This window comes from Arthrobacter sp. efr-133-TYG-104 (assembly GCF_030208915.1).
GTDB lineage: Bacteria > Actinomycetota > Actinomycetes > Actinomycetales > Micrococcaceae > Arthrobacter.
Genome location: NZ_JARVTA010000012.1, coordinates 81,227 through 108,056 on the forward strand (window position 1 = coordinate 81,227; position 26,830 = coordinate 108,056).

Consider the following 26,830-nt stretch of genomic DNA (forward strand, 5'->3'; position numbering starts at 1 on the left):
GGTCTGTCTTCTATTTGTAGCCTAGGACTCTTTAGGGAAACGACTGATTCCGCGCCAAGCTAAACGATAGATCAGGTCGCTGGCCACATCGAGGTCCAGGTTACCGTCGGTTTCCAGCCAGTACCGGGCGCTGACCTGCGCCATGCCGGCGAGCCCACGCCCGAGGAGCTGGGCCTCCAGGGGAGGCAGTTTGGTGTCTTCGGCGATCACGTGCGCGACGGCGTCGGCAAAGGTCTTGTTGAACGTCTCCAGGCGCGAACTGACATCGGGATCGTTGATGAGGTCCGATTCGAACACCAAACGGTGGGCTTGGTCGTCGTCGGCAATGAACCTGTAGTACGCCCGCATGACGGCCTTGACGCGCTCTTTGTTATCCGTAGTGGAGTTCAGGGCGCTGAGCATGAGCTCGGTCAGGGTAGCCAGATGGCTGTCCAGGAGCGCCATGTACAGTTCGCGCTTGGACGGGAAGTGCTGGTACAGGACTGGCTTGCTGACGCGAGCTGTCTCTGCGATCTCATCCATGGCGGCCCCGTGGAAACCGTTGGACACAAAAACCTCCAGGGCGGCGTTGAGCAACTGTGCCCGACGTTCGTCCCTTGGCAACCTGGGTGACCGGGGCGATCCTGCCCGGTCCGGCTTCGCTGCTGCCCCATCGTTTGCCCGTGTGCCGTCAGCCACAGTCAGCCGCCTTTCCCTTGCAGTTATGACCACTCTACCGGTGGGTAATATGACCGGGCGGCTTCGGCGGGCATACATTGGGGTATGGCCTCAATTGTTGCTGCCCACTCCGCTGCGCCCGCTGTCCTGCCACCCCTAGTTGAACCGGCCGCCGGGCTTACGCCGGCCGAGGTTGAGCGATATTCGCGCCATCTCATCATTCCGGAAATTGGCGCTGTAGGCCAACGCAGGCTCAAGAACGCCAGGGTCCTCGTCATTGGCGCGGGAGGGCTTGGCTCACCCGCATTGTTGTACCTGGCCGCGGCGGGCGTAGGAACCTTGGGAATCGTTGACGACGACGACGTTGACCTCAGCAACCTGCAACGGCAAGTCATCCATGGCGTCAAGGATGTGGGGACCCCCAAGATCGAGTCCGCGCGCAAGGCTATCGCCGAGCTCAACCCCTTGGTCAACGTGGTCACCCACAATGTTCGCCTCGATTCCTCCAACGCGCTGGAGCTGTTCGCCCAGTACGATCTCATCCTCGATGGCGCGGACAACTTCGCCACCAGGTACCTCGTGAACGACGCCGCAGCCATTCTCGGCAAGCCCTACGTGTGGGGATCCATCTTCCGCTTTGACGGCCAAGTGAGTGTCTTCTGGGCCGAGCACGGCCCCAGCTACCGGGATCTTTATCCCGAGGCGCCTCCCGCAGGTTCGGTGCCGTCCTGTGGTGAAGGTGGCGTTTTTGGCATGCTCTGCGCCGCCGTCGGTTCCCTAATGGTGACCGAGGCCGTGAAGCTGATCACCGGCGTCGGGCGTTCACTGCTGGGCAGGGTGGCTCTCTTTGACGCCTTGGGCGGCAGCTGGCGGGAAATCAAGGTGTCCAAGGACCCGGAAGCTGAACCGGTCACCGAGTTGACCGACTATGAGGCCTTCTGCGGTATCACGCCTCCTGCACCGACAGACCGGGATCACACGGTCTCGGCCAAGGATCTCGCGGCCATGCTCGCCGAACGTGATGCAGGTGACCGGGACTTCGACCTGGTGGATGTACGCGAGTCCGGGGAACACAGCATTGTCAGTATCGACGGCTCTGTCCTCATTCCGCAGGGCCGAATCCTTTCCGGTGAAGCGTGGGTGGAGCTGCCGCAGGATAGGGACATCGTGTTCCATTGCAAGGCAGGGACGCGCTCGGCTGCCGTTTTGGAGGCTGCACGCAAGGCCGGCTATACCCGGGTCAGCCATCTCGACGGCGGCATCCTCGCCTGGGTTCGGGACATCGAGCCGGAGAAACCTGTCTACTGATCATTTACTGGTTGCCCACTCTCTGCGCCATCTGGGAAGCTCAACGCATGATCAACGAATCGAACATCACCCCGCAGTTGCCCATCCATTCCGGCTTCGGCCATGGCTCGACTGCTTCGGACGTTACCGCCGGCATTGATTTGTCGGGGAAGACAGCCATCGTTACCGGTGGCTACTCGGGCCTCGGCTTGGAAACCGTGAAGGCTTTGGCCTCCGCCGGAGCGGAGGTCACGGTTCCCGCCCGGCGCCCCGATCATGCCCGCACTGTGCTGGCCGCGGCAGGGGTGGGCAATACTGTGGTGGTTGAAGCCCTTGATCTGGCAGACCAGTCAAGCGTCAAGGATTTTGCGGCCCGGTTCCTGGCGTCGCACAGCACCTTGGACATCCTGATCAACAATGCAGCCATCATGGCCAGCCCGGAGCAGCGCGTGGGCCCGGGCTGGGAAGCGCAGTTTGCCACCAACCATTTGGGGCACTACACCTTGGTCAACCTGCTGTGGCCGGCCCTGGTTGCCTCCGGAAATGCCCGGGTTGTGTCGCTGTCCTCAACCGGCCACAAGCTGTCCTCGATCCGTTTTGACGACATCAACTTTGCCGGTGGCTACGACAAGTGGAAAGCCTATGGCCAAGCAAAAACAGCCAACGCCTTGTTCGCCGTGGAGTTGGACAGGTTGGGCCGGGACTCGGGCGTGCGCGCTTTCGCGGTCCATCCAGGGGGCATCATGACCGAACTCCAACGGCACCTGCCCAAGGAGGAGATGGTGGCCGCCGGGTGGATGGATGCCGAAGGGAACGTCCGCGAGGGCTTCAAGACGCCGGAGCAAGGCGCGGCCACCTCCGTGTGGGCGGCAACGTCACCGGCTTTGGACGGCCATGGCGGGGTCTACTGCGAAGATTGCGACATCGCCAATCCCACGGACCCTGAATCGCCCCTCGCCAGGTACCAAGGAGTGGATGCCCACGCGATCGATAAAGCCGATGCGCGGAAGCTGTGGGAACTCTCTGCAGAGATGACCGGCGTGAACGCGTTCGCCTAGCCAGTGAATTACCCGGTTATGCGGTCTCGGAGCGGAGTTCCTGGTGGTCCACCGGGCACTCCGCGGCCGGGGCGGGGGACTGCGGCTGCTCTACCTGAATTCCGTAAAGAGCCTCAAGCGCCGCGACGTACTCCTCCTGCTGGCCGTTCGCTGCAAGCTCGCGTGCGCGCACAGTGGGAATATGCAGGAGTTGCTTGACCATGCGGCGGAGCGCAAACTCCACCTCCTCGGCAGCAGCGGTGCAGCCATGCCGGGCGCGGACCTTTTCCATCTCTGCGTCCAGGACATTCATGGTGTGCCGGCGCAGTGCCACAATGGCCGTGTCCACTGAACGGGCTTCACGCTCGGACTCGAATGACTGGGCGGCCTTGGTCACTATGGAGCTGGCCTGCGTCAGGGATTCGGCTTGCTCCTGGGGTGCGGCAAGGCGCACGGACTCAAGGGTGAGCAGTTCGACGTCGTCAAGCTCGCCAACCGCAGGATCGAAATCGTGGGTGAGGGCAAGGTCGATGGCGATCAGCGTCTTGCCTGAGTTGGCACGGACACGGGCGAGGTCTTGAGCCTCGACTTGGTTGTCCGAGCCGCTGCAGCCAATCATGACGTCGGCCTCTGCAACGGCAGCGGGAAGGGAGTCGGCGTCGAGCGCCGTTCCGCCGCGCGTGGCGACGAATCCCTCGGCGCGTCCGGAGGACGAGTAAACGGAGATGTCCGTGCAACCGCGTTCACGCAGCAGGGACATCGTGGCGCCGGCATAGGCGCCGGTTCCGAAGACCACGACTTTCTTGGTTGACCAATCGTCGTTCTCAGCCAGATCCGTGGCGAGGTCCAAAGCAACGGAAACGATGGAAAGTCCGCGCGAACCAAGAGCGGTTTGGGCACCCACGTCCTTGGCGGTCTTGGAAGCAGCCTGGAAGAGCCGCACGAGGCCAGAGCTCGCAGTACCTTTTTGCTGGGCGCTGATGAGTGCCCGGCGGACTTGCCCGGCGATTTCACGTTCCCCCACCACAGCGGAGTCCAAGCCGGCGCTGACGGCAAAGAGGTGCCGGGTGACGTCGGGGCCCACGTGGGTGGAGAAGGAGCGGGAGACCATCTGCTCGTTGAGGCCGCTGAGTTCGCTGATCTGCGAAACGAGGGCTGAACGGGCCGCTTCAAGGTCGGCGGCGCTGGACGTTTCGCCGTACACCTCGTAGCGATTGCAGGTGGCCAATACCACTGCTCCGGAAACCTCGGGGGAATCCGTCAGGGTTGCAGAGGCAAGCTCGGAGGAACCGTTGCTCAGTTGAGCGACGGTTTCAAGATCGATGTCGGCGTGTGTAGCCACCAATGAGAAAAGAACCACAGCAAACCCATCATAGCTTTTTCGTAGGCTGGTAGAACAACTGGTAGAACAATACGGCGCCGTGGCAATCCACACGGGAGGCAGTGACGCCCGCCACGCCGTGGGCCGCATCCGAAGCCCGGTCCGGGCCTCAACCCGGACGTGACAGGCTGTCGTTATCTTTTACCGGCGATTTTGGGGACAATCGTAGGCATGACTTCTAGCCCGGCAGCACCCCAGAGTACGGCCACCAGCGTTCCAGCCGGAGTTCTCGGCGCAACCCATCCGCTGATGGATGGCCGCACCTCGGACTCTCCGCTGATCACGGCTTACCGTGGCGGCAAGCCCTCCCGCCGTCCCGTATGGTTCATGCGCCAGGCCGGACGTTCCTTGCCGGAATACCTCAAGGTCCGTGAGGGAGTCGCCATGCTGGACTCTTGCCTACGCCCTGAACTCGCGTCCGAGATCACGCTTCAGCCGGTACGCCGTCACGATGTGGACGCCGCAATCTTCTTTTCGGACATAGTTATCCCCTTGAAGCTGGCCGGCGTCGGCGTGGACATCGTTCCCGGCGTCGGGCCTGTCTTGGACAAGCCGGTCCGCACCGCAGCGGATGTTGCGGCCTTGCCCACGCTGACGTGGGAGGCCCTTGAGCCTATTCGTGAGGCCGTACGCCTGACGGTGGCGGAGTTGGGCTCCACGCCGCTCATCGGCTTCGCCGGTGCGCCTTTTACGCTTGCCGCCTACATGGTGGAAGGTAAGCCGTCCCGGGACCACTTGGGGCCACGGACCATGATGCACGCCGATCCGGAAACCTGGACGGCTCTGGCCAACTGGGCGGCCGACGCCTCCGGACTCTTCCTCCAGGCGCAACTCGAAGCCGGTGCCTCAGCCGGCCAGCTCTTCGACTCATGGGCCGGATCCCTGGGACTGGCAGATTACGTCAAGTACGTTGCACCAGCCTCGGCCCGCGCGCTGGACCATGTCCGCGGCCTCGGCGCACCCCTGGTTCACTTCGGTACCGGCACGTCCGAATTGTTGGTGGCCATGCGCGACGTCGGCGTGGGCGTTGTCGGCGTCGATTACCGCCTTCCGCTCGATGAGGCGAACCGTCGCCTGGGCGGCACCGTTCCCCTGCAAGGCAACATCGACCCGGCCCTCCTGTCCGCTCCGTGGCACGTCCTGGAGGCCCACGTTCGCGAGGTCATTGCCGCTGGTGCCCACGCCCCGGGCCACGTCCTCAACCTTGGCCATGGAGTTCCGCCGGAAACGGATCCTGCTGTTCTGACCCGCGTGGTGCAGCTGATCCACTCGATCCCCGCGGAATAGCCATGATGCGCGGGGAGCATGTCACCGCCAAAAACGGCACACACGGACCCACCGCAGTGGTGGTGGGTGGCGGAATATCCGGCCTGATAGCGGCGCGCGAACTTGCCATGGCCGGACATTCGGTCACCGTCCTTGAAGCAACCGGTGCCTGGGGTGGTTGCGTCGGCAGCCACATCGTAGCCGGACTGCACTTGGACAGCGGAGCGGAGTCCTTCGCCACCAGATCCAGCGCGGTCGCGGACCTCGCCCGCGAGCTTGGCCTGGGGAATGCCATCGTGGCTCCGCACCCCGGCGGTGCTTGGGTGCAACTTCCGGATGGGCCGCAAGAGCTCCCCAAAACCGGCGTTCTCGGTATCCCGGCGAACCCTTGGGATCCTGAAGTCCGGCGTTCGCTGGGGCTCATTGGTGCACTCAGGGCCTCCCTTGATCGATGGCTTCCGGCCTCCTTGGGAACTTCCGCTGATGTCACGAGCGTCGCGGCGCTGGTGCGGGCCAGGATGGGCCGCAGGGTGCTGGAGCGTCTGGTCGCACCAGTGGTCGGTGGCGTTCACTCGGCAGACCCTGCCCTGCTGGATGTGGACATGGTTGCCCCTGGCTTGCGTGCCGGTCTCCGGGCACAGGGATCCTTGGCTGCCGCTGTTGCTGCGCAACGACAAGCCGCCGGCAAGAAAGCCGCGCCCGGGCCTGGTTCCGCACCGGCAAAGGCGGGCTCCGCCGTCGCCGGTTTGAAGGGCGGCATGAACACTTTGGTGACAGCGTTGGTCGCCGACCTCCGCCGGCGCGGCGTCGAACTGCTGCTTTCCACGCGAGCCACCGGAGTACTGAAGACGCAGGACGGCTGGAGGGTCACCGCGGGTACCGAAACGTTCGACGCCGGCAGGCTGGTGGTTGCGCTCGACGGGCCGGCCGCCGTCGGCCTGTTGCAGGAGTCCCTGCCCGCCTTGTCCGTTCTCCGTCCGGCCCCGGGGCCTTTGGTGAGCCTGGTGACGCTGGTAGTGGACCTGCCTGAGCTGGATAGCCGTCCGCGTGGCACTGGAGTACTCGTGGCGCCGGAAACGACGGGCATCATGGCTAAAGCGCTGACCCACGCTACGGCAAAGTGGGATTGGCTTGCCGATGAAGCTGGTCCCGGCACGCACGTCCTCCGCCTGTCCTACGGGCGCCGCGAGGAGGCGGGAGGGTCGGCCGACATCGTCCTGGATGACGAGTCGCTGCTGGAAGCGGCCTTGGCGGACGCTTCCGCGCTGTTGACCGTTCCCGTGTCCCGGACGGACATTGTGGGTTGGGATGTGGTTCGTTGGGCGGGGGCGTTGCCCTTTGCGGCGGTCGGTCACAAACAGCGTGTTGCTGAGGTGCGCAAAGTGTGCGCGGAGGTGGGAGGCCTGACGCTTGTTGGCGGGTGGCTGGCTGGAAATGGCTTGGCCGCAGTGGTGGCAGATGCACGCGCCCAGCTTGCCGTCGACCGCCTGGCACCTTCCCGCTGAGTATGATTTACATCACTTCTACGCCTTGTAGAACTAGTTCGTTTCGACTTAGCGGCCAGCGCGGGGCAAACTTGAACCATGAGCCACACTTCTGCCGAATCTGTCACTAAAACTGCCGGGCCTGAAGAGCAGTTCTTCACGCTTTGGACCGTCTTCAAGCGCTCGGCCGACGTCCTGCGCAGCGGCGATGCTGCCCAGGAATTCGAGGCCCTCACAGAATCGCTCGCAGAGGGCGGAGTGGTGCTGCGAGGCAGCTATGACGTGTCGGCAATGCGCTCGGATGCGGACATCATGGTGTGGCTCCACGGAGCGCGGCCGGAAGACCTGCAAGCCGCCGTCCGTTCCATCCGCCGCAGCAAGCTATTCGCGGGCACCGAGATCGTCTGGTCCGCCATGGGTGTGCACCGTGAAGCCGAATTCGCCAAGAATCACGTGCCGGCATACGCCCGCGGCGTTGAGCCCAGCACTTGGCTCTGCGTCTACCCCTTCGTCCGCTCTTACGAGTGGTACATCCTGCCTGCAGAGGAACGTGGCAAGATGCTCCGTGACCACGGCATGCTCGGCCGTGACTTCCCCCAAGTCATCTCCAACACGGTCTCCTCCTTCGCTTTGGGTGACTGGGAGTGGATCCTCGGCCTTGAGGCACCGGAACTAGTCGACCTCGTTGACCTGATGCGCCACCTTCGCGCCACTGATGCCCGCAACCACGTCAGGGAAGAGATTCCGTTCTACACCGGCCGCCGCGTGACGGCCGCCGAGATTGCCGAGGTCCTGGCATGAGTGAGCTCACCATTTCCACTGAGCCGAACCAGGTAACCGAGCGTGGCCGGCAGGAACCCAAGCAGTACGACGCCGTGTTGCTCGCCTCTTTCGGTGGTCCCGAAGGCCAGGAAGACGTGATCCCGTTCCTGCGCAACGTCACCCGTGGCCGCGGCATCCCCGATGAGCGCTTGGAAGAGGTCTCCCACCATTACCGCGCCTTTGGTGGAATCAGCCCCATCAACCAGCAGAACCGTGAGCTGAAGGCTGCGATCGAGGCAGAACTGTCCAAGCGCCGGATCGAGCTGCCCGTACTGTGGGGCAACCGGAACTGGGAGCCCTACATCGCCCCGGTCCTGCAGGACGCCTACGACGCCGGCCACCGCCGCATCCTGATGCTCACCACAAGCATCTACTCCTGCTACTCCAGCTGCCGCCAGTATCGGGAAGACATCGGGCTGGCACTGACGGAAACCGGCTTGGACGGCAAGCTCCAGGTGGACAAGATCCGGCAGTACTTTGACCACCCGGGCGTGGTTCAGCCGTTTATCGAAGGCACCACGGCAGGTCTGGCAGAGGTCCGCGGCAAGCTTGCCGCTGCTGGGGAAACCGACCCCGACTCGAAGATCCGCGTGCTGTTCGCCACGCACTCCATCCCCACCCGGGACGCAGAAGCTGCGGGAAAGTCCGACGATGAGCCCCGCGAGTTCGCCGAAGGGTCCGCCTACGCCGCCCAGCACCTGGCCAACGCCAAGGCCATCATGGACGCTGTTGCCCCGAACGTCGCTTGGGACCTCGTGTACCAGTCGCGTTCCGGTGCGCCACACATTCCCTGGCTGGAGCCCGACATCAATGACCACCTTGAGGAGATCGCTCCCCAGGGTGTGCGCGGCGTCGTCATCGTGCCCCTCGGGTTCGTCAGTGACCACATGGAAGTTGCCTGGGACCTCGACACCGAGGCACTGGAAACGTGCAAGAACCTCAACATCGAAGCAACCCGCGTTCCAACCCCTGGTACCCATGCTGCCTTCGTCTCCGGCCTGGTGGACCTCATCTGTGAACGCACGGCGGAGAACAATATTGCCGAACGCCCCCACGTCACCGATCTCGGGCCGTGGTACGACGTGTGCCGTCCCAACTGTTGCGAGAACTTCCGTGGTGCCAAGCCGGTCATCGCCGAGGTTGGCACCAGGATCGGGCTCGACCACGACGGGTACCCCGCAGCCGAGGCAGCCAAGTGACAGTTCGCATCGGCACCAGGGCCAGCAAACTGGCTTTGACGCAGACGCAGCAGACCGCCGATAAGTTGGCAGCTGTTGGTGGCTTCCCGGTAGACCTGGTGCACATCAGGACCGAGGGCGACGTCAAAACCGGGTCCCTCTCCCAGATGGGAGGCACCGGCGTGTTTGTAGCGGCTTTGCGTGACGCGTTGTTGGTCGAGACCTGCGACGTTGCCGTGCACTCCCTCAAGGATCTCCCAACGGGGGCAGCACCCGGTTTGAGTATTGCTGCAACGCCCAAACGTGTGGATGTCAGGGACGTGCTGTGCGCACGCGACGGCATGACGCTCGCTGAACTTCCGGGCGGAGCGAAGGTGGGTACCGGTTCACCACGCCGGGCAGCCCAGCTGAGAGCCGCCCGCCCGGACATTGAAGTCCTCGATATCCGCGGCAACGTGGACACGCGCCTGGGACGCGTCCCGGGGCTGCCTGGAAACACCACGGCTGAGGTTGTTCCCGGCAAGTCCTGCGACCTCGACGCCGTGGTCCTCGCCGCTGCTGGGTTGGAGCGAATGGAGCGCCTCGACACCGTGAGCGAGTTCTTCGATACCGATCTCATGCTGCCCGCGCCCGGTCAAGGCGCGCTCGCCATCGAGTGCCGCACGGCGGACTCGCCTCCCCAGCCAGGATCCACCGAGGGTTCCAATGCTGTGTTGGCCCAGGCCTTGGCGGCACTGAACGACGACGACACCCGGCTTGCCGTCACGGCCGAACGGGCAGTGCTTGCCAGGCTTGAAGCGGGGTGCGCGGCCCCTGTGGGCGCCTATGCGTTCCGCAAGGGAAGCATGCTGCACTTGGAAGCGGCCGTGTGCGCCGTGGACGGCACCAAGATCGTGCGCGAAAAGAAGGCGACGGACGGCCTGACCGTTGTGGGCGCGACGTTGCTGGGCATCGAAGTGGCGGAGTTGCTGCTGGCGGCAGGTGCCGCGGAGATCGCGGATCTTGCCGCTTCCTAAGCCTTCGGCTACCTCAGCTGTGACCGGTCGGCGCATCCTGATCACCAGGACCGCCGACCGGGCCCAGCACCTGGCCTCACTCCTCGGAAACCTGGGCGCGGAGCCCCTGCTGCTGCCACTGATCGACTTCGAGCGGGCCCAAGACCAAGCATCCCTGGACGCCGCTATGGACTCGCTTGCCGCCGGCGGCTTTGACTGGCTGGTGGTCAGCAGCAGCACCACGGTGCGTGCGCTGATGGAGAACGCGGCGGGACGCGGCGTCGCCCTGGCCGACCTTATTCCCGCTCGAACCCAAGTGGCCACCGTTGGCCCCTCGACCCAACGCGCCCTCGAATCCGTTGGCCTCCGGGTTGCCTTGGCGCCCTCGGAGACCCAGTCCGCCGAGGGCCTGCTTGCCGTGTGGGATCCTGCACCGGCACGGGTCTTCCTGCCGCAGGCCGACCTCGCCGCACCAGGCCTTCGGCAGGGATTGGCAGCACGGGGCGCGGACGTCACCTCCGTCACCGCGTACCACACCGTCGATTACCCGGCGAGCGAAGAACAGCGCCTGACTGCTGAGCTGCCGTCCGGCGTCGTGCCTTCCGAAACAAATACCCCTGTCCTCACGCCGCTTCAGGCTGGCCACGAGCTCGAGGCCGGAAGGATAGATGCTGTTGTAGCTGCGTCGCCCAGCGCCGCGCGTCGCATCGCCGGCCTTTTTCCCCAGCTGGCTGGCTGCCGCTTCATCGCGATAGGACCTCCGACGGCGGCAGCGGCCGCCGGGCTAGGCATCACTGTTGCGGCCATCGCCCCACAACCAACTCCGGACGGCATCGTGTCCGCCCTCGAATCTGTTTTCGCCAACGAAGGGAACCTGCCATGAGCTTTCCGAACCACCGCCCCCGCCGCCTGCGCACAACACCTGCAATGCGGCGGCTCATTGCCGAAAACCGCCTCGCGCCGGCGGACCTGATCCTTCCTGCCTTCATCCGCGAGGGCCTCACCGAGCCCAGTCCCATCAGTTCCATGCCCGGCGTTGTCCAACACACCACGGAGTCGTTGAAGCGGGCGGCTGCTGAGGCCGTGGAGCTGGGTGTCGGTGGCATCATGCTGTTCGGTGTACCTGCAGTGCGCGACGCGCAGGGAACCGCTTCGCTTGACCCGGACGGCGTCCTGAACAAGGCCATCCGCGATGTCAGGGCCGAAGTGGGTGATGACCTGGTGGTGATGAGTGACGTGTGCCTTGACGAGTTTACCGATCACGGCCACTGCGGAGTCCTGGATGATAACGGATATGTGGATAACGATGCCACGCTCGCCATCTACGGACAGATGGCTGTGGCCCAGGCTGATGCCGGTGCGCATGTCCTGGGGCCTTCGGGCATGATGGACGGACAGATCGCAGTGATCCGCCAGGCCCTGGAAGAGTCCGGGCACAAGAACACGGCAGTCGTGGCCTACGCGGCAAAGTACGCGTCCGCTTTTTACGGGCCGTTCCGCGAAGCCGTTGATTCCCAATTGAAGGGGGATCGGCGGACGTACCAGATGGATGCGGGCAACCGCCGCGAGGCCATCCTGGAAGTTGAGCTGGACCTTGAGGAAGGCGCGGACATGGTCATGGTCAAGCCGGCCATGAGCTACCTGGATATCCTGGCTGACGTTGCTGCCATGAGCCCTGTGCCTGTCGCGGCCTACCAGATCTCAGGTGAGTACGCCATGATCGAAGCGGCAGCCGCCAACGGCTGGATCGACAGGCGCGGCGCGATCACTGAGTCCGTGCTGGGCATCAAACGGGCCGGAGCGGATAACATCCTTACCTACTGGGCCACCGAATTGGCAGGCTGGCTGAAGGAGTCCTGATGAGCGCCGTACCCACCGATCCCGCGGCCCCCGTTGCTGCCAACCGGATCCTGCTTGGAGTGAACACTTTTGGTGACGCAGGGCTCGACGCCGACGGGAACCCGAAGGAGCACGCGCAAGTACTGCGTGAGTTGCTGGAAGAAGCCAAGTTGGCTGACGCCGTCGGAATCCACGCTTTTGGCGTGGGGGAGCACCACCGCCGCGATTTCGCGGTGTCCGCGCCTGAGGTCTTCCTTGCCGCCGCCGCTGCGGTGACGTCCCGGATCCGGCTTGGCTCTGCCGTGACGGTGCTGAGCTCGGATGACCCCATCCGCGTCTTCCAACGGTTTGCCACGTTGGATGCGCTGTCCAACGGCCGGGCCGAAGTGATGCTTGGCAGGGGCTCGTTCGTCGAGTCGTTTCCACTGTTCGGCCTGGACCTGGCCGATTATGAGGTCTTGTTCGAGGAAAAGCTTGAACTCTTCGACAAAGTGCGCGCCCAAAAGCCCATCCACTGGGAAGGGCGGACCCGTCCCAACGTTAGCGGGCTCCAGGTGTATCCACGGCTGCAGCACCATCTGCTGCCAGCGTGGATCGGCGTGGGAGGGACGCCCGAATCCGTACTGCGCTGCGCCGAATATGGCTATCCGATCATCTTCGCGATCATCGGAGGGGAGCCGCGCCGCTTCGCCCCGCTGGTTAACCTCTACCGGGACGCGATGGCAAAGTACGGCCACCCGAGGAGGCAAATTGCCACCCACTCCCCAGGATTCATTTCGGACACCGATGAGGCCGCCCGCGAGGAGCTATTCCCGCACTGGCTCGCCCAACGCAACCGGATCGGCGCGGAGCGCGGCTGGGGCCCGGGCAACCGCAGCGAGTTCGATGCAATGTGCGGCCCCGAGGGTGCGCTCTACGTTGGATCTCCCGAAACGGTCGCCCAAAAGATTGCCCTGCTCAAGCGCAACCTCGGAGTGGACCGCTTCGACCTCAAATACAGCAACGGCACACTGCCACATCAATCCATGATGCGGTGCATAGAGCTATACGGCACCGAAGTGGCGCCCCGGGTTGCCGAGTTACTGGCCGCAGCCTAGTCACGGCGCTGCCCGGTGGTTCTGCCACTGGCCGTATTGCTCCTGAATCACTGAAAGAATAGGAACCATGACTTCAAACACCCCTGTCTCCGATCAGCTGTTCGACCGTGCCCGGTCCCTGATGCCCGGCGGCGTGAACTCCCCGGTCCGTGCGTTCGGATCAGTGGGCGGTACTCCGAAGTTCATGGTTTCGGCCAAGGGCGCCTACCTCACCGACGCAGACGGCAAGGACTACGTGGACCTCGTGTGCTCGTGGGGACCAGCGTTGCTTGGCCACGCTCACCCTGCCGTGCTCGACGCGGTGCACGCAGCCGTGGACCGGGGCCTTTCCTTCGGAGCTTCCACCCCGGACGAGGCCAATCTCGCTGCCATCGTCAAGGAGCGCGTCGCCGCCGTCGAGCGCCTCCGCATGGTCTCCACCGGCACTGAAGCCACCATGACGGCGGTACGTTTGGCCCGTGGGTTCACGGGCCGCAACCTCATCATCAAGTTCGCGGGCTGCTACCACGGGCACCTTGACGGACTCCTCGCAGCGGCGGGCTCAGGCGTGGCCACCCTGGCGCTGCCCGGTTCCGCGGGCGTTACGGAGGCCACCGCGGCTGAAACCCTTGTGCTGCCGTACAACGATCTCGCTGCCGTCGAGGCCGCCTTCGCCACGCACGGGAGCAACATCGCTGCCGTGATCACTGAGGCCGCTCCGGCCAACATGGGTGTGGTGACACCGGGGGACGGGTTCAACGCAGGCCTCTCCCGGATTACCACCGAACACGGCGCCCTCCTCATCCTGGACGAGGTCCTCACCGGATTCCGTACCGGCTACGCGGGCTATTGGGGCCTGACCGGCCGTCAGGAAGGCTGGACTCCTGACCTGCTCACCTTCGGCAAGGTCATCGGCGGCGGAATGCCGACGGCGGCACTTGGCGGCCGTGCCGACGTCATGGACTACCTCGCGCCCGTGGGCCCTGTGTACCAGGCCGGTACGTTGTCAGGGAACCCGGTGGCCATGGCCGCAGGCGTCGCGACCCTCACGCATGCCACCCCAGAGGTCTATGAATTCGTCGATGCCCGCTCCGTGGAACTCGCCGACGCCCTGACCGGCGCCCTCGACGCGGCGGGAGTGGACCACTCCATCCAGCGGGCCGGGAACCTCTTCTCAGTGGCTTTCGGCACGTCCACCCACGGTGTGCACAACTACGATGACGCGCAGGCCCAGGAGACGTTCCGGTACGCGCCGTTCTTCCACTCCATGCTGGACTCGGGTGTCTACCTGCCTCCGTCGGTTTTCGAAGCCTGGTTCCTCTCAGCCGCCCATGACGACGCTGCGATGAACCGGATCGTCGAAGCTTTGCCGGCGGCGGCACAGGCTGCTGCGGCCGCCCCGGCCTAGCCTTCTCCTGGCCCCGGGCACCGGCTGATCCGGCCCTGCCCGGGGCAGCTTCGGTTCCCGGGGGGTAGGCTCGTAGGTGGAAACCCGACCCCAACGAAATTCACGGTTTACCATGCTCAAGACCATGTCCATTGCTTCCCTTGGCGTGAGAGTCGCTGCAGCTGGTGTCCTTTTGGCGATGGCTACGGGATGTTCAAGCAGCCCCGATAAACCCGGCCAGTCGCCGTCGGAGGTCCCCTCCTCCACGGGCCCAAGCAGCACGCAACCGGCGTCGTCAAGCGCTACGCCGATGGTTACTTCAACGGCATCCGCCGCCCCGCCGCCCCCTGCGCCGGTGGCCCCTGTGGCTCCGCCGCCAAGCTCGCCCACTGTGGCGGAGCAACACCTCGCCGCCTTGAGCCTCGAGCAACGGGTGGGCCAACTTTTCATGGTGGCAGCCAAAGCCACAGGCCCCGACCCGGCAACCTTCGATGCCCTGAAGCGCTACCACGTGGGCAACGTGTACCTGAGTGGTCGCAGCACTGCGGGCGCGGCCGCCGCTGCTTCGGTTGTCTCCTCCCTGACCGGCACTGTCGGCACTGACACAACAGGAGGGCTGCCGCTTTTCGTTGCCACGGACCAGGAAGGCGGCTTGGTTCAGGTTCTTTCGGGTCCAGGCTTCTCCACGATGCCCCCGGCGTTGGGGCAAGCAGGGGCCGGCCCGGCGAAGCTCAGGTCAAACGCGGCCGTCTGGGGCAAGGAGCTTCTCGGCGTTGGGGTGAACGTGAACCTCGCTCCGGTCCTGGACACCGTTACCAGTCCGGACTTTGCCCCCTCGAACGCGGCCATTGGACATTTCCAGAGGGAATACGGATTCGATCCGAAACAAGTTTCCGGACTGGGTAACGCCTTTGCCCAAGGCATGAAGGACGCAGGAGTCATGCCGGTGGTCAAGCACTACCCAGGGCTGGGAAGGGTGGTACCCAACACCGATGTCAGCAGCAACGTCCATGATTCGGTGACCAGCCGCACGGATCCCGACCTCGCTCCTTTCAACGCTGCGATCACCTCCGGGGCTCAGTGGGTCATGCTTTCCAACGCATACTACGACCGCATTGACCCAGCCAACATCGCTCCTTTCTCGCCGGACATCATCCAAACGATGCTCCGCGGGGATGCCGGATTTACCGGGATCGTCCTGTCTGATGATTTGTGCAGCGCGGGGCAGCTGAGGCCGTGGGCCGTGGCTGATCGCGCCCTGAAGTTCTTCGGCGCAGGTGGAACCATGCTGGTCTGCGCCGAGCCCTCCAGCATCCCGGTCATGCAGCAAGCGGTGGTGCAGAGGGCCCAGGCAGATCCCGCGTTCAGGGCAAAGGTGGACGCCGCGGCGTTGACGGTGCTGCGCGTGAAATCAGGTAAGTAGGCTCTCCGGAAAAAGCAGCAGGCCCCGCCCTCCAAACCTCACTTACGTGAAGCGTTGGGGTGGCGGGGCCTGCTGCGTGGTTGGATTTACCCTAAAGCACGTCCGACAGGAATCCTTGAAGCCGTTCTGTCCGGGGGCTGTTGAACAGCTGTTCCGGCGGACCGGATTCCACTACAACGCCAGCATCCATGAACGTTACGACGTCGGACACGTTGCGTGAGAAGCCCATCTCATGCGTCACTACCACCATGGTCATTCCGCCCTTGGCAAGGTCGGTCATGAGGGCCAGGACTCCCTTGACGAGTTCCGGATCCAATGCCGAGGTCGCTTCATCAAAGAACATGACCTCCGGCCGCATCGCCAAGGCACGCGCGATGGCTACACGTTGCTGCTGGCCGCCGGACAACGTGGCCGGCCGCGCGTCAGCCTTGTGCTTCAGCCCGACGAGGTCCAGTTGCTCAAGCGCCTCATTCCGGGCCTGATCTTTGGACATGCCGCGGATCTTACGCAACGCCAGCGAGACGTTCTCTGCAACCGTCTTATGGGGAAAGAGGTTGAACTGCTGGAACACCATGCCGATGCGTCGGCGCAACTCGTCGGGGTTGTCCTTGAGCACCGATTGACCATCAAGCAGAATGTCGCCCTGGTCAGGCTCAATCAATCGGTTCATGACACGGAGCAGCGTGGACTTTCCCGACCCCGAAGGGCCGATCACGGACGCCGTCGTGCCTTTCTCCACATGGAGGTCGATGCCACGCAGAACGTGGTTGGTACCGAACGAGAGGTGGATGTTCTTGGCCGTCAACGAACCGGACGTGAATTCACTCAAGACTGGGCTCCTTTTCCAACAACGGCTGCTGCGTCATCGGGTTCCTTCTTCTCCGGCCGTCCCACACGCATGCGGGCGTCGATCCAGTTCACGAAATGCGTCAGCGGGACGGTCAGAACCAAGTAGAACAGTGCAGCAGCAACATACGGAGACAGGTTTCCGCTGTTCGCCGCCGAGTCCTTGCCAATCTGGAAGATCTCACGTTCGGATGCCAACAAGCCAAGCATGAACACCAGGGACGATTCCTTGATCAACGCGATGAACTGGTTGACAAGCGCTGGCAGCACACGGCGAATGCCTTGAGGCACCACCACCAGGCGCATCGAAGGACCGTAACCGAATCCCAAGGCCCGTGTGGCCTCGAGCTGGCCCTTATCCACGCTCTGGATACCTGAGCGGAAGATCTCGCCGATGTAGGCGCCTGACATCAAGGACAAGGCCGCAATGGCCATGGGATAGGGGCTCGTGGAACCAGTGAGCTGCCTCATGATCGGGCTGAAACCGAATCCGATCACCAAGATGGTGAGAACCGGCGGGAGGCCACGGAGGATGTCCGTGTAAACGCGCGCAACCCACCGGGCAGGTGCGTTCCGGGAAATCCCCATCAGGGCGAGCACCATGCCGATGGCCGTGCCTATGATGCCTGAAATCACAGCCAGCACGAGGGTGTTGGGTAGGCCAACGGTGAACATCTTGGGGATGACTTGGCCCATCGCCTCCCAGTCAAAGAAGGTTTTGGCTAATTGGTTGAGGATATCCATGGAACGTCCGGGTTACTTGGCGGGGAGCTGGACGGCCTTGCTGCCCGGCTTCCAGCCTTGGGGAGTCTGCTCGGCGGCCGTGGGGCGGTCCTTGTACCACTGGGACGTCAGCTTCGCCCACGTGCCATCTGCGATGACAGCGTCCAAGCCCGAGTTCAGGGCATCGATCAGAGGCTGGTTGTCCTTGTTCACGGCATACGCGGTGAAGTTCTGGGTATTGACAACCTTCTCGGCGATTTTGGTGTTGTCGCCGGACTTGACCTGTCCTTCAGCCTGCTGGGACGGTGCGACCCAAGCGTCGATCTGGCCGTTCTTCACGTTGCCGTAAACGGTGTTGTAGTCGGGGTAGCGGACCGGTTCGAGCTTGAGGGTGTTGGTGACGTAGTCGTCCTGGACCGTACCTTGAACGACGCCGATGCGCAGACCCTCTTTAAGGTCTTTGAAGCCGGTTACCTTTGAATCATTCTTGGTCACTACGGCCATGTAGCCAAAGTCGTAACCGTTGGTGAACCCGACTGTCTTGCGGCGGGCGTCGGTGGTGGAGATCGAGGAGGAGCCGACGTCGAACTGCTTGTTCGCCACTTGCGACAGGAGAGCCGAGAAGTCGGTGGAAGCGAACTCGACCTTGAGTCCGAGCTTGGCGCCGATTGCCCGGAGGAGCTCGTTGTCGTAGCCCGTGAACTTTCCGGAAGGATCGATGAAGATGTTCGGCGGGGCGTCAGACAACGTCCCTACCCTCAGGGTTCCATCGGTGATCAGGCCAAGCTTGGACTTATCGATCTTGTCCAACGGTGTCACGCTGGCGGTGGTGAACTTGTCCAGGGTCTTCTGGTCGCTACCGGCGAGGGCATCGGTGGGGGAACCGCTCGGCTGCGAGGCTCCGCCGCCGCATGCTGCGAGGGAGAGCACCAAGACTGCGGCCACCGGGGCGGCAGAGAGCCACTTAAAGGCTTTGAATTTCATGAAGAAATCACTTTCATCGGGTCACGGAGACGTTCGGCAGGGGGCCAGGAAAGTGGCTGCCGCGAAGGTTGGGCTGCGTCGCTGGGCTTCAACCTGCCAAACTTAATTATGACATCAGGGCCCAGCGGGCCCTTGAATCGAACAAATGAGTGCTTTCACTCACTAATGCCGAATGATCCGCTGGCTACAGGGCGTATTGCCTAGTAGTCATTCCAGCTTGCGGTCTCGCCACGGAATCCCGCCCATAACAAACGGAGCTTGGCGTTCGCTGACCCTACTGTGACTTACGTCGCAACGCGTGAGCGCCCTGCGCCCTGGAAGCTGCGGCCCCGGAAGCCGTGGCCCTAGAAGCCGCCCCGGCCCGCATCTTCCGGCGGTAAAACAGGCCACTGGCCTTCGATCACTGCTGTGGGCTTGCTGCGCCGCAGGTACTGTTGGAAATCAGCGGCTTGGCTCGCCGCCCAGTCCACCTGCAGGTGGTGGAGCTTTGAGGCGGGCATCTGCAACGTAGGAAACTTGCCTGCCATTGCGTCCAACACCCGCAACGTGGCGAGGGCATCGGCAGCGGAAGTATGCGCGTTGTCCAAGTCCACCCCATACTCTTCGCACAGGGCGGTGAGGGTGCGCTTGCCCTTGCGGTACCGGTCCACTTGCTTGTTCATGACATAGGGATCCAGCACGGGGAACCGGGTCAGCTGCGGGACGCCCTGGCGCGCGGATTCAGCTGCAAGCACCGTGAAATCATAACTGGCGTTGAAGGCGATGACCGGGGTTCCGGCGTCGAACAATTCCTGCAGGACTGCTGCGACTTCCCGAGTGACCTCGGCAGCGGGACGGCCGGCAGCCCGGGCCATCTCGGTGGTTATCCCGTGAACTTCACTGGCCTCTGACGGGATTTCGACGCCCGGATCAGCCAGCCACTCATGCTCGGAGATGAGCTCCCCCTGCTGATCCACAACAGTGATGGAGGCAGTGACGATCCGCGCTGAGCGGGAGTTCTTTCCCGTGGTCTCGAGGTCAAAGGCTGCGCGGGGGAGGGTATTCCAGGAACTCATATTTTTACGCTACCGGGCGGCTCCGACAGTATTGGGCACGACACTCCCTCGGGACATGACCTGGTCTGTCGAAGCGGTAGGTTGGACTGATGCGCATGGAGTACGTCACAGCGGCCCTCGCTGTCGTGGATCTCGTTCCGGCCGGTGCTGCCGTCGCCTATGGGGACGTCGCCGAGCTTCTGGGCGCCGGCGGTCCTCGGCAAGTGGGTGCCGTGATGAGCCACTACGGGAGTTCGGTCCCGTGGTGGCGGGTCCTGCGCGCCAGCGGGGAGGCGCCGCCCGGTCACGAGGCGGAAGCGCTCAAGCATTACCTTGCTGAGTCCACGCCACTTCTTGGTTCCTATCAAGCGTTCCTCAGGACAGGCGAAGGCCGTTGGCGGGTCGACTTGACGGCCGCGCGGTGGGCCCCGAGTGAAGCCGACTTCGACTACCTCGATGTGATCTCCGACCAGTTGCAGCGTGAGCTCCATAAATTGTCAGTGCCGGATGATGAAATGACTGTGTGACCGCGACTCCTGCCAAACCCCGATCCGCATCGGCATCATTGCGTCTGCTTCCGCCGCGCGAAACAAGCTTCGTGGCACCTGTCCTTTCCCCGGATCAGCGTGCCGTGGTTTCGCTCGGTCGGGGGAGCGGACCAATACTTGTCCCCGGTGGCCCCGGAACCGGCAAGTCCACCGTCTTGGTTGAAACCGCCGTGCGCCGGGTGCATCACGAGGGCGTGGACCCGGAGAGGATTCTCATCCTCGCTCCTGGCCGCCACGCTGCGGCGGCCCTTCGGGACACTTTTACCGGACGGTTGGATCGCAGCCTCAGTACCACGCCGGCACGTACCTGGGCGTCGTACGCGTTTGACGTCATCCGCCGCGCCAAGGCGGAGGGCGTCCTGCCGTTGCCTCGGCCACCCAAGCTGCTCTCGGGCCCGGAACAGGACCTCATCATCAAGGAACTGCTCGAGGGGCACGTCCGGTCCGGGAATCAGTTGCCGTGGACGGCGGACCTGGCCGCAGCCTTGCCCACACGCGGATTCCGGCATGAGATCCGTGAGCTTTTTGATCGAATTATCGAGTCAGGACGGACCGCGGAAGACCTTGTGGGGCTTGCCTATGAATGCGGACGTCCCGATTGGATGGCCGCGGCAGAGCTCTACAGCGAGTACAGGGACGTCTTGGATCTGCGCATGCCCGAAGCCTTCGACCCCGCCGGAATCATCACCACGGCCCGCCAGATTTTCCAGGATTCTCCAGCTTTTCTTGCCGCAGAAAGGGAGCGCCTGCAGCTGATTCTGGTCGATGACGCCCAAGAGTCGAACCCGGCGGTGTTCGAGCTCTTGGCCGACATCGCCGAGGGCAAAGACGCGGTGGTCACCTTCTCGCCGGACACTGTGGTGCAAGGCTTTCGCGGCGCCCGCCCGGACTTGGTGGCCGAACTGCCATCGCTTCTGGGAGGAAACAGGGAATCAGTAGTCCACCGTCCGCTATGGGTCACCCACCGGCACTCGCCGGCGGTAGCAGAGGCGTGGGTGAGGGTGGCGGCCCGCATCTCCCAGCGCTTGGGCGGGCAACTCGCCAGGAGGCTGGAACAGCCGGCTGCCGGCGACGGGGACGCTGACCGCGCTCATGGTGGTGCGGTGGAAGGACACGTGCTGCCATCACCGGTCCATGAGATGCGTTATGTAGCCCAGCGCATTCTCGAAGCGCAGTTGCGCGAAGGCCGGGAGTTCAGCGACATCGCCGTTATTGTGCGCAACGGTGGCCTGATTTCCCAACTCCAGCGCTACCTCGCGGGCCAAGGCATTCCGGTCCGGGTTCCTGTTGCCGACTCTGCGGTGCGGGATGAAGTCGCGGTCCGGCCCCTCCTCGAAGCCTTTGCCATCGCACTGGATCCGGACAAGTTGACCCCTGAGGTGGCGGTTTCACTTCTGACTTCCCGCATCGGAGGAGCCACAGCAATCGAGTTGCGCAGGCTCCGGCAGTCGCTGAGGAGCGAGGAACTCCTCGGAGGTGGGGGTCGATCCAGCGATGTTTTGTTGGTCGAGGCCCTGCTCCAGCCTGGAGCCTTGGCCTCCCTGGGCATAGAAGGCACGTCCGCGCGCAGGTTGGCTCGAGTGATCGCCGCCGGAGTGGAGGCCGTAGGGACGCCGGGCGCAAATGCGGAATCAGTGCTGTGGGCCCTGTGGCAGGCGACAGGCTTGTCCTCCCGATGGGCGGAGGCAGCCATCGACGGCGGTCCAGCGGGCGCCCGCGCAGACCGCGACCTCGACGCCATGATGGCCCTCTTCCATACGGCCGAGCGGTTTGTGGACCAGCTGCCAGGCTCAGGGCCTGAACAATTCCTGGACTACTTACTGAATCAGGAATTGCCCATGGATACCCTTGCGGCGAGAGCCCAGCTGGAATCGTGCGTTGAGATCATGACACCGGCCAGCGCCGCTGGCCGGGAATGGCCCGTGGTTATCATCGCCGGTCTTCAGGAAGGCGTGTGGCCGAACACTCGGTTGCGGGGAGAACTCTTGGGCAGCACTTTGTACGCGGATGCCGTGGAACACGGGGTCGAACACGCCCTCCAGCGCGGCCCGTTGAGCAGGTTGCGTGATATCCGTTATGACGAGCTCAGGAGTTTTTCAACGGCGGTCTCCCGGGCGCGTCAGGTTCTCATCTGCACGGCAGTATCCTCCGAGGATGAACAGCCCTCGGCATTCCTTGACTACGTAGCCCCGTTGGGACCGGGGGAGTACCAACGCGACTACACCCCCGTGGACAGGCCCATGACCCTGCGTGCCCTTGTCGCTGAGCTGCGGCAACACGTCCAGTCAGCGACCGGTGCTGCCGCCACCGAACCTGGAACGGCGTGGGAGGCTGCGCGTGTGCTGGGCCGCCTTGCCACCGCCGAACCGCCGGTACCTGGAGCTGATCCGGACACGTGGTGGGGTTTATTGGACCTTAGCTCAAGGGAACCGGTGGTACCCGTCGGAGGAACAGTTTCGGTGTCTCCGTCCAAGGTCGAGACGGTGCACAAGTCCCCCTTGGATTGGTTTGTCCAAGCCGCAGGCGGAGAGCCTGCCACCGATTTCGCGCGGAGCTTGGGCACCCTGGTCCACAGCATTGCCCAAGAACTTCCTGAGGCCTCGGGCTCCGAGTATGTTTCCGAACTGGTAAAGAGGTGGCACACGCTGGGGATGAAGGACAACTGGGAAGGAAAGCTTGATTTCCAGCGGGCCGAGCTCATGGTCCGCAAGCTTGCCTCCTACGTGATCATGATGCGCAGTGAGGGCAGGAGCTTGCTTGCCGTTGAACAGGACTTCCAAGTCCAGCTTCCCGATGTCACCGTCCACGGCGATGTCACCGTCCACGGCGACGCCAGTGCCCAAGGCGATGCCACTGGAACGGATGAAGGCCCGGAAGTGGCCGCCCGCCATGCTGTCCTTCGGGGCCAAGTGGATCGTCTCGAAATCGATTCCGAAGGCCGGCTGGTCATCGTCGACCTCAAAACCGGTAAGCGCCAGCCCGGCAAGGCAGAGGTTGCCCGGCACCCGCAACTGGGCGCATACCAAGCTGCCGTCCTGATGGGCGCCTTCCGCGATGCGGGGGCGGGGGAATCCGAGCCTGAGGCAGTCACGCTTCCGAGCGACGTAGCCCCTGGCGGTGCTGTCTTGGCCCAGTTGGGAACCAAAGCCAAGAGTCCCTCCGTCCAGCAGCAGGAACCGTTGGACCCCAGCGAGAACTGGGCCGAGGACCTTGTGACGGAGGCCGCGACTTTGATGGCTGGCGCCACCTTTGAGGCCCGTCACGACCCCGGCAAAGCAGGATACGGCGGTCATGGGTGTCGCTTGCCCGATATTTGCCCGTTATGCGCACGAGGAAAGCAGATCACCGAATGAGTACTGAACTCCTGGCCGACGTCGCAGGCGGACATGGCGATGCCGCTGGCTTTCCAGAGCCGCGGTTTTCGCCGTCGGACGTTGCGGACATGCTGGGCGAGAAGAACCGCCCGACGCCGGAACAGGCTCGGATTATCGCCTCACCCCTTTCTCCGCGCTTGGTCATCGCCGGTGCCGGTTCCGGTAAGACGGCCACTATGGCTGACCGTGTGGTGTGGCTCGTTGCCAACGGCTGGGTGCGTCCGGAGGAAGTCCTCGGTGTCACATTCACGCGCAAGGCTGCCGGTGAACTTGCCAGCAGGATCCGTTCCAAGCTCGCCACTCTTCAGCGGGTAGCGTCCGGCGGCGGGGCTGCCATGGGGTTTCCGGGCGGGCGTCTGAGTGCTGACGACCTCGAACCCAAGGTTTCCACTTATCACTCCTACGCAAGCGCCATAGTCTCTGACCACGGCCTTCGACTCGGCATAGAACGGGACGTTGTTTTGCTCGGCGGCGCACAGTCATGGCAGTTGGCCAGCGAAGTCGTTGAATCCTACGACGGCGAGTACGAGCACTTCACCGTGGCGAAATCCACCTTGGTCAATGCCGTCCTGCAGTTGGCCGGCGAATGCGCGGAGCACCTTCAGGAGCCGGAAGGGGTGCGCAACTGGGTGCTGGAACGCGTTCAGGCTTTTGAACAGCTTCCCTATATGGCAGGGGCCCGGAAGAACCCGACGCAGGGTGCTGCGGACCTCGTGTCCATGTTGCGGACCCGTGCCAGCGTCGCGGACATGGTGGTTCGGTACCAAAGCGAAAAGAGGCGGCGTGGGGTGCTCGACTTTGGGGACCTGGTAGCTCTGGCCGCGCGGATCGCCAATGACGTTCCTTTGGCGGCCAGCACGGAAAGAGCCCGTTACAAGGTGGTGCTGCTGGACGAATTCCAAGACACGTCCCATGCTCAACTTGTCCTGTTTTCCCGGCTTTTCGGTCAGGGACATGCTGTTACGGCAGTCGGCGACCCAAACCAATCAATCTACGGATTCAGGGGCGCCTCGGCAGGACAACTCTTTCACTTCGTTCAGGAATTCCCTGTGCGGCAGGTCGATGCCCAGGCCGGAACCGAGACGTACGCGGTGGCTCCGACCTCATACCTGACCACGGCATGGCGCAACGGCAGGAACATACTGGCCGCGGCCAACACCATCGCATCGCCGCTTAACCGCGCCATTACGCTGGCCGGACCGGCTGGTGAGCGGGGATCCGTGGCTACCGTTTCTGTTCCTCCGTTGGTACCGAGCCCGGTGGCTGTTGAAGGGCGCGTGGTGATCGGCCGTTTCGGTACTGACGAGGACGAAGCAGCCGCAATTGCCCGCGATGTCCGCCGATACCGCCGGACCGTTTTCGAGGAAGAGAAAGATGGGTCAGCGGTCAGGCCCACCATGGCGGTGCTGTGCCGGCGTCGGGCGCAAATGGAGTGCATCCGCCGAGAATTCGAGCTTCAGGGCATCCCTTACGAGATCGTCGGTTTGGGCGGATTGCTGGACACGCCGGAGATTGTGGACCTGGTCGCGACCCTGCGGGTTCTTGCAGATCCGGGCCGCTCAGATGCGCTGACGAGGCTTTTGGCCGGGGCCCGATGGCGAATCGGGACAGCGGATCTCATGGCGTTCGCGGACTGGTCCCGGCACTTGGCTCGCCGCCGCGCCGTTGCCGGAGGTTCCGTTGACGGTTCCGCTAAAGAATCGGGCACTGGTGTGGAAGCCGTCACGCTCGAAAGCGACATCACCGATTCTGCAAGCCTCGTGGAGGCACTTGACTTCCTCCCCAAAAAAGGCTGGTCGTCAGGACACGGCAGGTCCTTGAGCGACGCCGCATTGGAGCGCCTCAGCAAGCTATCTTCAGAGCTGAGGTTCCTTCGAAGCTACATTGGAGACGATCTCAGTACCCTCCTGGGAGAGGTTGAGCGGGCAATGCTCTTGGACATTGAGGTCGCTGCCAAGCCCGGCATCAGTATTCATCAGGCTCGTCGGAACCTGGATGCGTTTCAAGATGCTGCCGCGGGTTTCCTGCAAACTTCGCAGCGCATTGACCTGCTGGCGTTCCTCTCGTGGTTGGAAGCAGCGGCCTCCGAAGAAGGCGGCCTGGATGTCGCCCCTGCAGAAACCAACCGCGAAGCTGTCCAGTTGCTGACAGTCCATGCCTCCAAGGGCTTGGAATGGGATGTCGTCTTTGTTCCCGGGATGAATTCGGGCTCCTTTCCCAGCAACAGGGACTCGCGCTGGAGCAGCGGCTCGGCTGCCTTGCCGTGGCCGTTGAGAGGCGATCGAGCCGATCTCCCGCAATGGGATCTTGACCAGCCGGACCAGAAAGGGTGGTTGGACGCCGAAAAGGACTTCAAATCGCGGGTCCAGGCTCATGGGGAAGCGGAAGAACGCAGACTTGCGTATGTCGCTTATACGAGGGCGAAACACGTTCTGTGGGTCTCGAGTGCGGCGTGGAACGGGTCGCGCTCCGGAATGGCCGAGCTATCTCCGTTCATTTCGGAACTAGCTCCGCTGACAGTTCAAGGCGATGGCGGCGGCTCCGTGCTCCCGGCCTCCGACGGGAGCGCCGAGATTCACGCGGACTCGGTTGCCGAAGAAGCCCTGCCGGAATCCAGCCCGCTGACGACAATCCATGAAGTCGCCACTTTCCCATACGACCCCCTTGAGGGTCCGTCGGATCCCCGAACAGGGGCACGCCTGAGGCTCCTGCCTGGTCGTAGGGCCGCCATGGACAGCGGAGCAGCGATGGTCCGGGCTTTCATGGACGGGACCGCACCGGATGACCCCGTCGGTGGCCAACTTCCTGCAGGTACTGAGCGTTGGTCCCAAGAAGCAGAGTTGTTGTTGGACCGGCAGAGACAGGGCAGGGCAACCCAGGACGTTCACTTGCCCAGCCACGTCTCCGCTTCACTGTTCGTCGAACTTGGCGCAAACGCCGGAGAAGTACTGTCCCGGCTTCGCAGGCCGGTTCCCCGCGAACCCGGGATCTCGGCGCGCAAGGGGACCGCATTCCACTCATGGGTCGAAGAGTTTTTCGGCACCACGGGCATGCTTGACCTCGATGAGGCACCGGGTTCGGACTCACACATTGATGAAGCCTACGGACTCGAGGAGATGGTCGCTTCCTTCAAGGAATCCGAGTGGGCCCAGCGCGCCCCCGTTTATGTCGAAGTACCCGTGGAGACCAAGATCGGAGATATCGTAGTTCGCGGCCGCATCGACGCCGTGTTCCAAGATGCCGACGGCCGCTGGCAGCTCATCGACTGGAAGACCGGACGACGACCCTCGGGGCAACAGCTGACGGAACGAGCTGTGCAGTTGGCGGTGTACCGGCTGGCCTGGGCCCGGCTGAGGAAGGTTCCCCTTGAAGATGTCAGCGCCGCCTTCTACTACGTGGCAGAAGGATCGCTGGTGCGCCCGCACGACCTCGGCGGCGCCGATGAGCTCGAGCGGATCGTTTCCCAAGCACTGAGTAACAACGGTTAGG

Annotated in this window: 21 protein-coding genes; 15 read left to right on the top strand and 6 right to left on the bottom strand. The window is 63.5% G+C overall.

What is annotated here, in order from left to right; genetic code table 11:
- Nucleotides 1–21: 21 nt before the first annotated feature.
- A complete protein-coding gene (locus tag QRN04_RS10600; RefSeq protein ID WP_284975987.1) occupies nucleotides 22–756 on the bottom strand; it encodes a TetR/AcrR family transcriptional regulator in 735 nt (244 codons plus the stop codon).
- A gap of 6 nt (nucleotides 757–762) precedes the next feature.
- Between QRN04_RS10600 and moeB the strand changes: the two genes are divergently transcribed.
- Nucleotides 763–1,965: a molybdopterin-synthase adenylyltransferase MoeB gene (moeB, locus tag QRN04_RS10605; protein WP_284975988.1), complete on the top strand. Its 1,203-nt coding sequence runs from the start codon at nucleotides 763–765 to the stop codon at nucleotides 1,963–1,965.
- Nucleotides 1,966–2,012: 47 nt separating this feature from the next.
- The gene (locus tag QRN04_RS10610; RefSeq protein WP_284975989.1) at nucleotides 2,013–3,002 is read left to right on the top strand and encodes an SDR family NAD(P)-dependent oxidoreductase; all 990 of its coding nucleotides are present in this window, start codon (nucleotides 2,013–2,015) and stop codon (nucleotides 3,000–3,002) included.
- 16 nt (nucleotides 3,003–3,018) lie between these two features.
- Here the strand turns inward: QRN04_RS10610 and QRN04_RS10615 are convergent, their stop codons facing one another.
- Nucleotides 3,019–4,341, bottom strand: coding sequence for a glutamyl-tRNA reductase (locus QRN04_RS10615; RefSeq protein ID WP_284975990.1), 1,323 nt, complete (start codon nucleotides 4,339–4,341; stop codon nucleotides 3,019–3,021).
- 192 nt (nucleotides 4,342–4,533) lie between these two features.
- On the opposite strand from QRN04_RS10615, the gene hemE reads away from it, so the two are divergent.
- From hemE to QRN04_RS10665, 10 genes are all read left to right on the top strand, one after another.
- Entirely contained in the window at nucleotides 4,534–5,649 is a 1,116-nt protein-coding gene (gene hemE / locus QRN04_RS10620) for a uroporphyrinogen decarboxylase (RefSeq protein ID WP_284975991.1), read from the top strand.
- Between the two features lie 5 nt (nucleotides 5,650–5,654).
- The gene (gene hemG / locus QRN04_RS10625) at nucleotides 5,655–7,133 is read left to right on the top strand and encodes a protoporphyrinogen oxidase (RefSeq protein WP_284976020.1); all 1,479 of its coding nucleotides are present in this window, start codon (nucleotides 5,655–5,657) and stop codon (nucleotides 7,131–7,133) included.
- A gap of 78 nt (nucleotides 7,134–7,211) precedes the next feature.
- Nucleotides 7,212–7,913 (top strand): hydrogen peroxide-dependent heme synthase, encoded by a 702-nt coding sequence (hemQ, locus tag QRN04_RS10630; RefSeq protein ID WP_284975992.1) that lies wholly within the window; start codon nucleotides 7,212–7,214, stop codon nucleotides 7,911–7,913.
- The gene (locus tag QRN04_RS10635) at nucleotides 7,910–9,133 is read left to right on the top strand and encodes a ferrochelatase (protein ID WP_284975993.1); all 1,224 of its coding nucleotides are present in this window, start codon (nucleotides 7,910–7,912) and stop codon (nucleotides 9,131–9,133) included. The genes hemQ and QRN04_RS10635 overlap by 4 nt, the downstream gene beginning before the upstream one ends.
- Nucleotides 9,130–10,128 carry a hydroxymethylbilane synthase gene (gene hemC / locus QRN04_RS10640; RefSeq protein WP_284975994.1) on the top strand — a complete coding sequence of 333 codons (999 nt, stop codon included), beginning with the start codon at nucleotides 9,130–9,132 and terminating at the stop codon, nucleotides 10,126–10,128. Before QRN04_RS10635 ends, hemC begins: the two co-directional genes overlap by 4 nt.
- A complete protein-coding gene (locus tag QRN04_RS10645; RefSeq protein ID WP_284975995.1) occupies nucleotides 10,115–10,990 on the top strand; it encodes a uroporphyrinogen-III synthase in 876 nt (291 codons plus the stop codon). The genes hemC and QRN04_RS10645 overlap by 14 nt, the downstream gene beginning before the upstream one ends.
- A complete protein-coding gene (hemB, locus tag QRN04_RS10650) occupies nucleotides 10,987–11,967 on the top strand; it encodes a porphobilinogen synthase (protein WP_284975996.1) in 981 nt (326 codons plus the stop codon). Before QRN04_RS10645 ends, hemB begins: the two co-directional genes overlap by 4 nt.
- A complete protein-coding gene (locus QRN04_RS10655) occupies nucleotides 11,967–13,043 on the top strand; it encodes an LLM class flavin-dependent oxidoreductase (protein WP_284975997.1) in 1,077 nt (358 codons plus the stop codon). Before hemB ends, QRN04_RS10655 begins: the two co-directional genes overlap by 1 nt.
- A 67-nt stretch (nucleotides 13,044–13,110) precedes the next feature.
- Nucleotides 13,111–14,430: a glutamate-1-semialdehyde 2,1-aminomutase gene (hemL, locus tag QRN04_RS10660; RefSeq protein ID WP_284975998.1), complete on the top strand. Its 1,320-nt coding sequence runs from the start codon at nucleotides 13,111–13,113 to the stop codon at nucleotides 14,428–14,430.
- A gap of 124 nt (nucleotides 14,431–14,554) precedes the next feature.
- Complete coding sequence (locus QRN04_RS10665; RefSeq protein WP_284975999.1) at nucleotides 14,555–15,832, top strand: glycoside hydrolase family 3 N-terminal domain-containing protein; 1,278 nt, start codon at nucleotides 14,555–14,557, stop codon at nucleotides 15,830–15,832.
- Nucleotides 15,833–15,923: 91 nt separating this feature from the next.
- On the opposite strand, the gene QRN04_RS10670 is transcribed toward QRN04_RS10665, so the two are convergent.
- The 4 genes from QRN04_RS10670 to QRN04_RS10685 all read right to left on the bottom strand — a co-directional run bounded on the left by QRN04_RS10670 (nucleotide 15,924) and on the right by QRN04_RS10685 (nucleotide 19,440).
- A complete protein-coding gene (locus QRN04_RS10670) occupies nucleotides 15,924–16,661 on the bottom strand; it encodes an amino acid ABC transporter ATP-binding protein (RefSeq protein WP_284976000.1) in 738 nt (245 codons plus the stop codon).
- On the bottom strand, nucleotides 16,658–17,422 hold the full coding sequence (locus tag QRN04_RS10675; RefSeq protein ID WP_284976001.1) for an amino acid ABC transporter permease: 765 nt from the start codon (nucleotides 17,420–17,422) through the stop codon (nucleotides 16,658–16,660). Before QRN04_RS10675 ends, QRN04_RS10670 begins: the two co-directional genes overlap by 4 nt.
- A gap of 12 nt (nucleotides 17,423–17,434) precedes the next feature.
- Nucleotides 17,435–18,385 (bottom strand): ABC transporter substrate-binding protein, encoded by a 951-nt coding sequence (locus QRN04_RS10680; protein WP_284976002.1) that lies wholly within the window; start codon nucleotides 18,383–18,385, stop codon nucleotides 17,435–17,437.
- 344 nt (nucleotides 18,386–18,729) lie between these two features.
- Nucleotides 18,730–19,440 carry a 3'-5' exonuclease gene (locus tag QRN04_RS10685; RefSeq protein WP_284976003.1) on the bottom strand — a complete coding sequence of 237 codons (711 nt, stop codon included), beginning with the start codon at nucleotides 19,438–19,440 and terminating at the stop codon, nucleotides 18,730–18,732.
- A gap of 89 nt (nucleotides 19,441–19,529) precedes the next feature.
- On the opposite strand from QRN04_RS10685, the gene QRN04_RS10690 reads away from it, so the two are divergent.
- The 3 genes from QRN04_RS10690 to QRN04_RS10700 are packed head-to-tail and all read left to right on the top strand — an operon-like array spanning nucleotide 19,530 to nucleotide 26,829.
- Entirely contained in the window at nucleotides 19,530–19,946 is a 417-nt protein-coding gene (locus tag QRN04_RS10690; RefSeq protein WP_284976004.1) for an MGMT family protein, read from the top strand.
- The gene (locus QRN04_RS10695; protein ID WP_284976005.1) at nucleotides 19,943–23,320 is read left to right on the top strand and encodes an ATP-dependent helicase; all 3,378 of its coding nucleotides are present in this window, start codon (nucleotides 19,943–19,945) and stop codon (nucleotides 23,318–23,320) included. The genes QRN04_RS10690 and QRN04_RS10695 overlap by 4 nt, the downstream gene beginning before the upstream one ends.
- Nucleotides 23,317–26,829 (top strand): ATP-dependent helicase, encoded by a 3,513-nt coding sequence (locus tag QRN04_RS10700; RefSeq protein WP_284976006.1) that lies wholly within the window; start codon nucleotides 23,317–23,319, stop codon nucleotides 26,827–26,829. Before QRN04_RS10695 ends, QRN04_RS10700 begins: the two co-directional genes overlap by 4 nt.
- Nucleotide 26,830 lies beyond the last annotated feature (1 nt).

Excerpts from the sequence above, each read along its gene's own strand:
- QRN04_RS10600 (WP_284975987.1), bottom strand. The coding sequence starts at position 756 with ATGTATGCCCGCCGAAGCCGCCCGGTCATATTACCCACCGGTAGAGTG.
- moeB (WP_284975988.1), top strand. The coding sequence starts at position 763 with ATGGCCTCAATTGTTGCTGCCCACTCCGCTGCGCCCGCTGTCCTGCCA.
- QRN04_RS10610 (WP_284975989.1), top strand. The coding sequence starts at position 2,013 with ATGATCAACGAATCGAACATCACCCCGCAGTTGCCCATCCATTCCGGC.
- hemE (WP_284975991.1), top strand. The coding sequence starts at position 4,534 with ATGACTTCTAGCCCGGCAGCACCCCAGAGTACGGCCACCAGCGTTCCA.
- hemG (WP_284976020.1), top strand. The coding sequence starts at position 5,655 with ATGCGCGGGGAGCATGTCACCGCCAAAAACGGCACACACGGACCCACC.
- hemQ (WP_284975992.1), top strand. The coding sequence starts at position 7,212 with ATGAGCCACACTTCTGCCGAATCTGTCACTAAAACTGCCGGGCCTGAA.
- QRN04_RS10635 (WP_284975993.1), top strand. The coding sequence starts at position 7,910 with ATGAGTGAGCTCACCATTTCCACTGAGCCGAACCAGGTAACCGAGCGT.
- hemB (WP_284975996.1), top strand. The coding sequence starts at position 10,987 with ATGAGCTTTCCGAACCACCGCCCCCGCCGCCTGCGCACAACACCTGCA.
- QRN04_RS10655 (WP_284975997.1), top strand. The coding sequence starts at position 11,967 with ATGAGCGCCGTACCCACCGATCCCGCGGCCCCCGTTGCTGCCAACCGG.
- hemL (WP_284975998.1), top strand. The coding sequence starts at position 13,111 with ATGACTTCAAACACCCCTGTCTCCGATCAGCTGTTCGACCGTGCCCGG.
- QRN04_RS10665 (WP_284975999.1), top strand. The coding sequence starts at position 14,555 with ATGTCCATTGCTTCCCTTGGCGTGAGAGTCGCTGCAGCTGGTGTCCTT.
- QRN04_RS10675 (WP_284976001.1), bottom strand. The coding sequence starts at position 17,422 with ATGGATATCCTCAACCAATTAGCCAAAACCTTCTTTGACTGGGAGGCG.
- QRN04_RS10680 (WP_284976002.1), bottom strand. The coding sequence starts at position 18,385 with ATGAAATTCAAAGCCTTTAAGTGGCTCTCTGCCGCCCCGGTGGCCGCA.
- QRN04_RS10685 (WP_284976003.1), bottom strand. The coding sequence starts at position 19,440 with ATGAGTTCCTGGAATACCCTCCCCCGCGCAGCCTTTGACCTCGAGACC.
- QRN04_RS10690 (WP_284976004.1), top strand. The coding sequence starts at position 19,530 with ATGCGCATGGAGTACGTCACAGCGGCCCTCGCTGTCGTGGATCTCGTT.
- QRN04_RS10700 (WP_284976006.1), top strand. The coding sequence starts at position 23,317 with ATGAGTACTGAACTCCTGGCCGACGTCGCAGGCGGACATGGCGATGCC.